The sequence below is a fragment of the Pseudobacter ginsenosidimutans genome (assembly GCF_007970185.1).
GTDB lineage: Bacteria > Bacteroidota > Bacteroidia > Chitinophagales > Chitinophagaceae > Pseudobacter > Pseudobacter ginsenosidimutans.
On sequence record NZ_CP042431.1, the window covers coordinates 490,005 to 502,071 of the forward strand.

The 12,067-nt window shown below is 47.4% G+C and carries 6 protein-coding genes, 2 tRNA genes and 3 rRNA genes; all 11 read right to left on the minus strand.

Annotation, left to right across the window (positions count from 1 at the left end; translation table 11 throughout):
• Window position 1 precedes the first annotated feature (1 nt).
• The 11 genes from FSB84_RS01935 to FSB84_RS01985 all read right to left on the minus strand — a co-directional run bounded on the left by FSB84_RS01935 (window position 2) and on the right by FSB84_RS01985 (window position 11,661).
• Window positions 2–1,210, minus strand: coding sequence for a Gfo/Idh/MocA family protein (locus tag FSB84_RS01935; RefSeq protein WP_130543252.1), 1,209 nt, complete (start codon window positions 1,208–1,210; stop codon window positions 2–4).
• 49 nt (window positions 1,211–1,259) lie between these two features.
• Entirely contained in the window at window positions 1,260–2,267 is a 1,008-nt protein-coding gene (locus FSB84_RS01940) for an FAD:protein FMN transferase (RefSeq protein WP_130543251.1), read from the minus strand.
• A 265-nt stretch (window positions 2,268–2,532) separates the two neighbouring features.
• On the minus strand, window positions 2,533–3,348 hold the full coding sequence (locus FSB84_RS01945; RefSeq protein ID WP_130543250.1) for a DUF3575 domain-containing protein: 816 nt from the start codon (window positions 3,346–3,348) through the stop codon (window positions 2,533–2,535).
• Window positions 3,349–3,450: 102 nt separating this feature from the next.
• Complete coding sequence (locus FSB84_RS01950; protein WP_130543249.1) at window positions 3,451–4,149, minus strand: class I SAM-dependent methyltransferase; 699 nt, start codon at window positions 4,147–4,149, stop codon at window positions 3,451–3,453.
• Complete coding sequence (locus FSB84_RS01955; protein ID WP_130543248.1) at window positions 4,142–4,858, minus strand: glycosyltransferase; 717 nt, start codon at window positions 4,856–4,858, stop codon at window positions 4,142–4,144. The genes FSB84_RS01950 and FSB84_RS01955 overlap by 8 nt, the downstream gene beginning before the upstream one ends.
• Window positions 4,859–4,872: 14 nt before the next feature.
• A complete protein-coding gene (locus FSB84_RS01960; RefSeq protein WP_130543247.1) occupies window positions 4,873–6,384 on the minus strand; it encodes a DUF6056 family protein in 1,512 nt (503 codons plus the stop codon).
• Window positions 6,385–6,523: 139 nt separating this feature from the next.
• Window positions 6,524–6,634: ribosomal RNA gene (gene rrf / locus FSB84_RS01965) — 5S ribosomal RNA — on the minus strand.
• A gap of 99 nt (window positions 6,635–6,733) precedes the next feature.
• Window positions 6,734–9,613 (minus strand): 23S ribosomal RNA (locus tag FSB84_RS01970).
• A gap of 195 nt (window positions 9,614–9,808) precedes the next feature.
• Window positions 9,809–9,881, minus strand: a tRNA-Ala gene (locus FSB84_RS01975).
• 67 nt (window positions 9,882–9,948) lie between these two features.
• Window positions 9,949–10,026, minus strand: a tRNA-Ile gene (locus FSB84_RS01980).
• 108 nt (window positions 10,027–10,134) lie between these two features.
• Window positions 10,135–11,661 (minus strand): 16S ribosomal RNA (locus FSB84_RS01985).
• Together the 16S, 23S and 5S rRNA genes with 2 tRNA genes alongside form the textbook arrangement of a ribosomal RNA operon.
• Between the last annotated feature and the right edge of the window lie 406 nt (window positions 11,662–12,067).

A 12,067-nucleotide genomic window follows, 5' to 3' on the forward strand; every position in this document is an offset into this window, starting at 1 on the left:
ATTATTTTGAAAAGTTATAAGAAGGTTTCCATTGCTGAATAGTATGCGTATAGGCGGCAGCGTTAGCAAGGTGAACACATACGGCAGTAGTGGCTCCCGTGATCACATTGGAAGTGGGACGCTTTTTCTCCGTAATGCATGAATGGAAATCTTTCAGTGCGTACCAGGTGCCGTCCTTCCCTTTTTCTTTAAGAATCGGGATGCCGCCATCTTTATTCCATTCTATTTTTGTAGCGCCGCTTACTCCATCCACTACCTGCAATTCCTTTCGTGTGGCGGGTTCGGGATAGAACACGCCTTCATTCACCAGCAACGCCACAGTGCCTTTGGTGCCCTTGATCTTGAAGATGTATCCTTCGCGTGAATTGCCGCAGGTAGCTCCGAAATTACCGATCATATTTTCTTTGTTGTAGCGGAGAATCACCTGTACATTGTCGAAAGTTTCCCTTCCATCTTTGTAGAAATCGATACCGCCGGTGCCCAGTACTTCATCTGGATGCGTATCGAAAGCCCAGTTGATGAAATCGATCTGGTGTGAAAGCAGTTCTGCCACCAGTCCACCGGAATATGCTTTGTACATGCGCCAGTTCACCTGTTTGTCTGTATACCCCTGGGGAACATTTCTTCGCCAGTTCCAGTTGCGGTCCCAACGGCAATCAATATGCGTTACTTTGCCGAGGTATCCTTTTTCGATCATCTCCTTCACCCTGAAATAAAGCGGCACATAACGATACTGATGCCCTACCTGCACAACCTGCGCCGGGTGCTGCTTTGCCAGCTGCACCAGTTTGGATGCTTCGGGAATATTGTAGGTCATTGTCTTTTCCAGGAACACATGTTTTCCTGCAGCGAGTGCATCGGCAGCAATTGGATAATGCATGTTCAGGGGCGTGGCGATGATCACAGCATCCAGGTTTTTATCTTCCAGCAGTTTGCGATGATCTTTGTATCCTTTTACATTTTGATCATTCGCTGCTTTCAGCATTTCCTGTAGGCGGAAATCCAGTACATCACATACGGCTGTTACCCTGAACGATTCAGGAAGTTCCTGGATGATGCTGAGGATGCCGCGGCCTCTGTCTCCACATCCGATAAAACCGATATTGATCGTTTGCTGGAATTTGCTGCTGAAAGCAGCCATGAGTTGCTGATGAAGCAAGAGGCCGCCAGTTAGTACGCCGGCCTGCTGGAGAAATTTCCGTCTGCTCATAGTCAGTGTTTCAGAACCTTTTAAAAATTGCCGGGGTCACGGGCCGGTATTATTCAACAGACATAAATTTATTGAAAAATGTACTGGCAGTATCTGCAATCCGTCCATCTTTTTCCCGGTAAATGAAATAAGCTGCCATCTCCGGATGTTGCTGCAGGTACTGTAAAGCTTTTTCAAGTCCCATGGCCATCAGGGCATTGTCGTAAGCATCAGCAGTAATGGCATCGGCTGCCCAAACGGTAACGCTGATCAGTTCATTCCTGGCGGGAAAACCGGTCCGGGCATCGATGATATGCGAAACCTTCTGTCCACCGCTCTCAAAGAATTTCCGGTAGCTTCCGGAAGTGGTCACAGCGCCATCGGCAGGGCAGATGATCCTTTGCATCACGGAGGGCTCAAACTCGCTCTCAGCGGGCGCTTCGATCCCGATCTTCATCGGTTTTGCACCGGGATATTTCAATCCTTTCAACCTGATCTCTCCCCCGATCTCGATCATATAATCCGCAATTCCCTTACTCTCCACAAAACCCGCCAGCACGTCCACGCTGTACCCCTGGGCGATACCATTCACATCGATTGACACACAGGGCCTTTGCTTGATCAATGTGGATCCTTGAAGGGATAAATATCGCACATCCACACATTGCATGAGATTAGAAATAGTAAGCGTATCTGGCATTTTAGTAACCTTGATTGGACCAAAGCCCCATGCCTGTGTAACGGGCTGGATGGTTATATCGAAAATACCATATGTGTTCCTCGAAGCAGTAAAGGAGGCGCGCACCACATTGGCCAGGTGCTCATCGATCTCCAGACTATGTTTACATTGATTGAACCGAGTGATAAGAGACCAGGGTTTGTAGATCGAAAGGGAGCTGTCGAGCTTTGTGAGGATGCTGTCTACAGCGGCCTGTGCAATGATACTGTCTGTTGCATAGTAACTGATATGCCAACTGGTGCCCTGTGCAAAGCCGGTCAGCTTCCAGGGTTGTTTTTCCCGGGGCTGTCTGCCGGCGAGGCAACAGGCGATCAGAAGCAGGATGAGTATCGGCCGCATTACAACAAATATACCCCTGTTATCAAAAAGGAAGAAAAGTGTACAGCTGAAAAAGCATGAAGAATTTACTCAGGGAGCAGTCGTTCGCCGAAGACGGGTGACCGGTAATTGTTCACCTCCGGTGCACACAGCGTCACCTCCCGGCGGCTAAATAAAAGTCACTCTCCGGGAGGCTTGTGACTGCCAGCAGCATAAGAAAAGGGTTGACCATGTTGCTGGTCAACCCTTTATAACGTTGTGCAATAACCGATAATTAAAAAACTTCTTAGAAAGCCCAGCCAATGCTGAGTCCAAGACCTCTGATGCCGGCAAAGGGGCCATCGAGTTTTCCTTTCACGCCATTGTTGTCCACTTTGGCTTCGAGGATCTTTTTGTCGTTGAACTTGGGCGCAATATCGTTGATATCGCTTTCCATGTCTGCTTTTTCTTCAGCAGTCATAGTGGAGAGATCGCTCACGCCATCTATGTTTCCGGACATTTTTCCGTAGTGTGCGCCGATGATGTAAATATCAACCACCATGTTCTTGAAGAGGTTGAATTGACCACCCAGCAGGAGTCCGCCACCAAAGCCATTGGGCTTTCCTTTGATCACCATATCGTACTCTTTTCCATTGGTGGTGAAAGTGTAATCATAGTCAAGCTGGAACATTCCGTAACGGCCATAGAGTTCTGCATAGAATCCTTTTGCGCCGGAGCGTGAGCCGGTGTAGAAACGAACGCCTGCAGTGATGGTGGTGTTGGAAGCCGCAAGCGGCTTGAGGTCTTCATTGTCTTCTTCATCCAGCTGATCGAGGATCTGTTTACCGAGCAGGGTCTCTGTGAGCCTGGTCTTGGGCATATAACGTACACCAACAGTTGCTGCGATCTTACGGGTGAGCATGCGCTCATAATACAGTGAATAGTTGTTCAGGGTCAGGGAAGACAAATTGATCTTTACTGTGTTCTTTTTGTACCAAATGAAACTGGAGCCCTTTGATCCGGATGTTGGGGACACAGCAGTATCTGCGGCAGCGGTTTCAGATTGTGCGAAAGTGGAAACAGACAGGCAAAGACCTGCGAGGAGGGTAAAAATGAATTTCATTTCAGGTTTTTTGGGGTCTATAACAAATTCGGTTAAGCGCCGCCAAGATACGGCAAACCCCTTAACGTAAAAAGTTTGGAGAAAGTATTATTCCACGGGAATTTACTGATGAAGATAGCCGGTAAATACCCAGTCCCCATCAATCAAATCACATTCGTATTTTTCCATCGCCATGAGTGAAGTGAGTATTTCCCTTTGCGGAAAGAAATTGATATGCTCATCGAGTGTATAATAGAAGTAGCGCTGCTTTGGCGTGATCACGATGATCTTTTTTCGCGCAACTCTTTTCAATTCTTTCACCAGTTCATGCGCATTGTAGATATGTTCGATGGTATGTGTACAAACAACAAGGTCAAATGACTGGTCTGCAAATGGCAGGCTTCGTGCGTCGGTTTGTGTGAAAGGTAAAGGCATGGCAGGTTGAGCCACAAAGTCAGCGCCATGCAAATTCAATTGGGGATTATGCTGATGGATCAGCTGCAGCAAGAATCCTTTGCCGCAACCAACATCAAGCACAGAATTGATGTGTTTACTGCAATGCTGAAGGATATGCTTCAAGCCGCCTTCGGAAATATCTGTTTTCCTGTTGGTGGAAATGGAATTGATATTCGAATAGAACTGTTGCAGTTGTTCAGGGCTCCACCGGAAGTAATGTTTTTTGAAATCCATCGCAGTGCCGATATTCCTGCCACGATAAGCGAAATAATAGAATGGATACATGAACCATCTCCTGTCTCTTATGAGTGGAGGCATGCATTCATCCATGATGAAGCGGATGCGGTTGGTCCATTTCCTATTCATTGATCCTGTATTTACCTTTAGCGTGATTGAACTTTATTTTGATCAGGCTGAGCATCATGCCAAGTCCATCTTTCAATACACTTACCGAACTTCCGTCCTGTTCGTATACATGCACCGGAAGTCGGCCGATTGAGAATTGATTATGTGTGGCGATGAATAACACTTCCACATCGAAGGAGAACCTTGTGAAGGTCACCCTGCTGAAGATGGCTTTGCCGGCGGCAGCCCGGAAGCCCTTGATACCACACTGGCTGTCGCTGATGCCTTTCAGATAGAACTGTCTGATGATAGCGCTTAGTATGCGGCTGCCTGCCTTTCTCAACACTACAGATTCTTTGGCATAACTGGAACCGGGTAGCGTTCTGTCGCCGATCACTACATCATTTTCCTGGAGCGACCGGTACATAGCTTCAATGATGGAAAGATGGAAAGGGAAATCGCCATCCATGAAAATGATCAGATCGCCGGTAGCGGCGAGTACGCCTCTTTTGATCGATTTTCCTTTACCGGCATTTATCTCATTGCGCAGACAGATACATTGGTGTTGTACAGCGATTGCCTGCACCTCCTCTTTGGCTGTTGAGCCATCATCGATGATGAGGATTTCGTATGTGTATTGCAGTTGGTCAAGCCGGGATTTCAATTGATCCAGCCCTTCACTTAGCAGCGGGATGCGGTTGTAAACAGGCAATACAATACTCAACATCATATTCTGACAGGATATTATTTTACTGGTTGGTCATTCGGAAAGATATTCGTCAATCCCCATCTTGCATATCTCGCAGTATCTGTAGCAATGCTGTCGATACCATAATACTCTGCATAAAAATAGGCATCTTCTTTAGAATATGGTTCATCCTTGAAATAGGCAAAGGAAGGAGGGAAAGGAAATTCATCTTTTACAAACCTGCTCTTACCCTTGAACTTCCGTTCCAGCTCTTTTTCTACCTCCTTGTGGTAAGAAGGAATGTATGCCGTATTGCGTCCGCTATCCTTTGCATCCCGGATTATTTTCACCCTTTGCTTCAAAACAATATCGTGCGTGGGTAGTGTGATGATATTGCTAACGAGTTGCATGAAATAATTTGAGCCCAGCAAGCCGAGGATAAACAGGTTACAGAAGTACAGGCGTGCTTTGTTGTGGTGGATCTGAAGCCAGTTGAGCAGTGCGCTGAAACGGTAAGCATTCATGATGATGATCCACCACCAACCTAACAGGCTAATGCAAACGAGGATATTGGTGGCTCTGGGTGGCACCACATAGTTGGCAAGTTGCCGGATCACCAGATCAAAGCCGAAAACCAGTGCAAAAAGTATGAGTATTTCCAGGAGCCAGTTACTTTTCTTTTTGCTGAAGTATCCTTTGATGTCTTGTCTGATAAATGAACATGCTACTATCACCCCTGCACAACTGATATAAAATAGCGGGTTGGAAAAGAGGAGCAGGAAGAATTTGAATGTTCTGAATACTGAACCTGTAAAAGAGGTGAATATCGATTGGGTGGATTCATAGTGATTGGTACGCGTCCCATTTCCGGGCATGTTCAGCACGATAATGGCCATGAGGATGGCGCCTGCCAACACGAGGAATACCGGTGCCGGAATCTTTTGCTGCATGCTTACCATTATGGCGGCAATAAGAAAAGGAATGGCAAACACGAAATACATCATTACCTCATTACAACCTCCCAACAGCAGTCCCAGCAGGAAGAGTATCATGGCATATTTCCATTTTTTCTCTTTTGTGAAGAATGAACACCAGGCAGCCAGGTAAAGGAGAAAGAGACTGAAAGGGAACAAATAGGTGATGCTGGTAGCGAACCAGTAATAATACGAAGCTACTTCGGGAATCACAGCCAGGAATGTGAAAGTCAGGATAGCTGATAAGAGCAGTAATTGGCCTCTCTGCAGAGTTCCGGTAAACATGTTCCTGCTGATAGTGTCCAGGAACCAATAGATGGCAAGTATAGAGAAAAGGATAAAGAAGATCAGCAGGTAAGGATAGAGCGCAACGAAGTTGTTGGATGCAGCGATCAACAGGAAGAAAGGAATGGTGGAATAGCGTCCGTTACATTTGGTGAGGTACCAATGGATGCTACCAAACTGTCCGAATTCTTTCTTCAGGTAAACCGGCACATAATCATCAAATGAGGGCGATTGAAAGAGGCAGAGAGCAATCATTGCAAGGATGAGCAAGGTCAGGATGCATCCTAACGACAGCGTCATTTTTTTCATGGAGGCGATGATAGATTTTTCTGGTCTGGTAATGAGGTGGTGCGTGCTAAAGATAACCAGAAACTGAGATAAGTTGTGCGAAGGGGTGTATAAATGCGAAAAGCCTTGCAAAACAGATTGCAAGGCTTTTGGCTAATAAATATGGCAGCTACCTACTCTCCCGCATTGTTGTGCAGTACCATCGGCCATAAGGGCTTAACTTCTCTGTTCGGGATGGGAAGAGGTGAACACCCTTGGTATAACCACCATAAGAAGGTTGATCTTATGATCTTAATAAATTACATATTGGGAATGTTGTAAAAAACGGTAGCAGTATACCTAACAATAAATTCTATCGAAATTTGTTAAAAAATTAAAGCGTACGGGTAATTAGTACTACTCGACTTTAGTGTTACCACTTTTACATCTGTAGCCTATCAACGTCATCGTCTCTGACGACCCTTAAAAGAATACTCATCTCGTGGAAGGTTTCACGCTTAGATGCTTTCAGCGTTTATCCTGGCCGGACGTAGCTACTCTGCACTGCACCTGGCGGCACAACAGATACACCAGCGGTCCGTACGACCCGGTCCTCTCGTACTAAGGTCATGTCCACTCAATATTCTAACGCCCATCACAGATAGGGACCGAACTGTCTTGCGACGTTCTGAACCCAGTTCACGTGCCACTTTAATCGGCGAACAGCCGAACCCTTGGGACCTTCTCCAGCCCCAGGATGTGACGAACCGACATCGAGGTGCCAAACCTCCCCGTCGATATGAGCTCTTGGGGGAGATCAGCCTGTTATCCCCGGAGTACCTTTTATCCTTTGAGCGATGGCCCTTCCATGCAGAACCACCGGATCACTTTAGCCGTCTTTCGACCCTGCTCGACGTGTCTGTCTCACAGTCAAGCTCCCTTATACTAATGCGCTCTGCGTACGATTACCAACCGTACTGAGGGAACCTTTGCAAGCCTCCGTTACTTTTTAGGAGGCGACCACCCCAGTCAAACTACCCACCATGCACTGTTTCCCGTCAGGGATTAGACTCTAAGCAAACAAAGGTTGGTATTTCAACGACCGCTCCACGGCACCTGGCGGCACCGCTTCAAAGCGTCCCAACTATTCTACACATTGTTTGCTCAAAATCAATGCAAAGTTGTAGTGAAGGTTCACGGGGTCTTTCCGTCCCGTGACGGGTAACCGGCATCTTCACCGATACTACAATTTCGCCGGGCTCGCGGAGGAGACAGTGTTCAACTCATTAGACCATTCGTGCAGGTCGGAACTTACCCGACAAGGAATTTCGCTACCTTAGGACCGTTATAGTTACGGCCGCCGTTTACTGGGGCTTCAGTCAGAAGCTTTGGCTTGCGCCGAACATCCTTCCTTAACCTTCCAGCACCGGGCAGGTATCAGGCTCTATACGTCATCTTACGATTTTGCAGGGCCCTGTGTTTTTGTTAAACAGTTGGTTGAACCATTTTACTGAGACCACATCACTGTGGTACGCTTTATCCCGAAGTTACAGCGTCAATTTGCCTAGTTCCTTCTCCGCGGCTCACCCGAGCACCTTAGGCTATTCGCCTCGACTACCTGTGTCGGTTTGCGGTACGGGCCGCTCTAGCCATGCCTTAGAGGTTTTTCTCGGCAGTTTGATTAGGACCACTATCACTTTGTCCGAAGACTCAGTGTACTATCACGTTCGCCATCCCGTCCGGATTTACCTGGACAGAATATAACTACACGCTTTAACGGGAACATCCGTTGCCCCGCGGGTCTTTCACTACTGCGTCACCCCATCGAAACTAGAGTGGGTACTGGAATATTAACCAGTTTTCCATCAGCTGCCCCTTTCGGGTTTGCCTAAGGACCCGACTAACCCTGATCCGATTAACGTTGATCAGGAACCCTTAGTCTTACGGTGAAGTAGTTTTTCACTACTTTTATCGCTACTTATGCCTACATTTTCTTTTCTGAACGCTCCAGCATACGTCGCCGTACACCTTCGACGCTGTTCAGAATGCTCCCCTACCGAATACCATCCTAGATGGCATCTTAGAGCTTCGGTGGTATGTTTGATGCCCGATTATTTTCCGTGCAGGACCTCTCGACCAGTGAGCTGTTACGCACTCTTTAAATGAATGGCTGCTTCCAAGCCAACATCCTGGCTGTTATAGAAGTCCCACCTCGTTTGATCAACTTAACATACGCTTAGGGACCTTAGCTGCTAATCTGGGTTATTTCCCTCTCGGCCACGGATCTTAGCACCCGCAGCCTCACTCCCGGAGATATTTACTAGCATTCGGAGTTTGTCAGGGTTTGGTAGGCGGTGAAGCCCCCTAGCCCAATCAGTAGCTCTACCTCTAGTAAATGTCTATATCCGAGGCTGTTCCTAAAAACATTTCGGGGAGAACGAGCTATCTCTCAGTTTGATTGGCCTTTCACCCCTATCCACAGGTCATCCCATAGCTTTTCAACGCTAATGAGTTCGGTCCTCCAGTGTGTGTTACCACACCTTCAACCTGCCCATGGATAGATCACAAAGTTTCGCGTCTACCCCCACTGACTAGTCGCCCTGTTCGGACTCGCTTTCGCTACGGCTCCGTTACTGAAGAACTTAACCTCGCCAGTGAGGAGTAACTCGTAGGCTCATTATGCAAAAGGCACGCCGTCACCCGTTGCCAGGCTCCGACCGCTTGTAGGCGTACGGTTTCAGGTACTATTTCACTCCCTTGTTTAGGGTGCTTTTCACCTTTCCCTTACGGTACTGGTTCACTATCGGTCTCTCAGGAGTATTTAGCCTTACCGGATGGTGCCGGCAGATTCAGGCAGGATTCCTCCGGTCCCGCCTTACTCAGGATACCGCTCGTCCCCAATTATTTATGCCTACAGGACTATCACCTGCTATGGTCCCACTTTCCAGAGGGTTCAGCTTGAAATTGGTTTCTAAATGCGGTCCTACAACCCCGGTGCAGCACGCTACACCGGTTTGGGCTGTTCCCTTTTCGCTCGCCACTACTCAGGGAATCACGTTTGTTTTCTTTTCCTCTCCCTACTTAGATGTTTCAGTTCAGGAGGTTGACTTTCCTTGCGGAATGATATACCTTCAGTATACCGGGTTGTCCCATTCGGAAATCTGCGGATCTAATGCTTGTGTGCAGCTCCCCGCAGCTTATCGCAGCTTACCACGTCCTTCTTCGTCTCTGAGAGCCAAGGCATCCACCATACGCCCTTAAGTGCTTTAAAAGAGTTATTATACTTATTACTCGTTTCTTACAACATTTATACTTGTTAGAATAACAATTATTTTCCCAATATGTCAAAGAGCTTTGTTTGATTGCCTGCCTCACGGCAAACAATAAACGAAGTTGATGTGTCGGTTACGAACCACTAGACCATTCACTTTTGAACGTCAACATCACAGTTTGAAAGAACTTTTTGTGGAGGATAACGGATTCGAACCGTTGACCCCTGCGTGCAAGGCAGGTGCTCTAGCCAGCTGAGCTAATCCCCCAGGAGTTGATGCCTTGAGGTGGTTGCCCCGAGCTTTTGTGCGCTCTCGCCCAGTCTCTCGCAGCTTGTGGTAGACCCGACCAGATTTGAACTGGTGACCCCTACATTATCAGTGTAGTGCTCTAACCAGGCTGAGCTACGGATCTGTAGTAGCCCCTTTTGATCGGGTAACTAATAAAGAAAATCTGTAAAGAACTCATCTGAAAATTGAAAGAATTTGAAAGCAACAACTAAAAAGAACCAAGCTTCTCTAAAAAGGAGGTATTCCAGCCGCACCTTCCGATACGGCTACCTTGTTACGACTTAGCCCCAGTCACCAGTTTTACCCTAGGCGGCTCCTTGCGGTTACCGACTTTAGGTACACCCGGCTTCCATGGCTTGACGGGCGGTGTGTGCAAGGTCCGGGAACGTATTCACCGTATCATTGCTGATATACGATTACTAGCGATTCCAGCTTCACGCAGTCGAGTTGCAGACTGCGATCCGAACTGAGAGGGAGTTTTTGGGATTAGCGCCTTGTTGCCAAGTGGCAGCCCTTTGTCTCCCCCATTGTAGCACGTGTGTAGCCCTGGGCATAAAGGCCATGATGACCTGACATCATCCCCTCCTTCCTCGCGTCTTACGACGGCAGTTTCATTAGAGTTCCCAGCTTTACCTGATGGCAACTAATGATGGGGGTTGCGCTCGTTGCGGGACTTAACCCAACACCTCACGGCACGAGCTGACGACGGCCATGCAGCACCTTACAATCTGTGTATTGCTACAAAATGAGCTTTCACCCACGGTCAGACTGCATTCTAGCCCAGGTAAGGTTCCTCGCGTATCATCGAATTAAACCACATGCTCCACCGCTTGTGCGGACCCCCGCCAATTCCTTTGAGTTTCAACCTTGCGGTCGTACTTCCCAGGTGGGATACTTAATGCTTTCGCTCAGACACCAACAGTGTATCGCTGATGTCGAGTATCCATAGTTTAGGGCGTGGACTACCAGGGTATCTAATCCTGTTTGCTCCCCACGCTTTCGTGCCTCAGTGTCAATGATCGTAAAGTAAGCTGCCTTCGCAATTGGTGTTCTATGTCATATCTAAGCATTTCACCGCTACATGACATATTCCGCTTACCTACACGATATTCAAGACCGATAGTATCAATGGCAGTTCCCAAGTTAAGCTCGGGGATTTCACCACTGACTTATCAGCCCACCTACGCACCCTTTAAACCCAGTGAATCCGGATAACGCTTGCACCCTCCGTATTACCGCGGCTGCTGGCACGGAGTTAGCCGGTGCTTATTCTTCTGGTACCGTCAGCTGACCAAGAAAAGCCAGGTTTCTTCCCAGAAAAAAGAAGTTTACAATCCAGAGGACCTTCATCCTCCACGCGGCATGGCTGGTTCAGACTTGCGTCCATTGACCAATATTCCTTACTGCTGCCTCCCGTAGGAGTCGGGCCCGTGTCTCAGTGCCCGTGTGACTGGTCGTGCTCTCACACCAGTTACTGATCGAAGGCTTGGTGGGCCGTTACCCCGCCAACTACCTAATCAGGCGCACGCCCATCTTTAAGCGCCGGAGCTATAATAATTAAGTGATGCCACTCAATTATATTACGTGGTATTAATCCAAGTTTCCCTGGGCTATCCCACACTTAAAGGAAGGTTGCGTACGTGTTCCGCACCCGTTTGCCGGTCGCCGCCCAGTATTGCTACCTGCGATGCCCCTCGACTTGCATGTATTAAGCCTGCCGCTAGCGTTCATCCTGAGCCAGGATCAAACTCTCCATTGTAAATGAGTTTTGATCACTTAGCTAAATTCTCTAAAGAAAATTCAACGTTGTGTTCGTTAATTAAATTACGCTTTTGTTACTTACCATAACTGTTACATTATGTGCTGCTGCTTCCAAACTTTCAAAGATCTTTCGGCCTTACTTTTCCTTTTCAAACCGCCACTCTTTCAAGCGGGGTGCAAAGGTAAGTGACCATCGTATACTTACCAAATATTTCCTTAGGTTTTTTTTCGATTCTCATCTCATTTTCACCTAAACAATATTTGAAAGAACTTGCTGTTTCTGAATGGGTTGCAAAGGTATGAGGCCAATCTCTCTTCTCCAAATCTTTCTCCAAATTTTTACCTCTTTTTTTCTTCGTTTCAACCACCGTATTCTCTAAGAACTAACTGTTTTTCCGACCTCT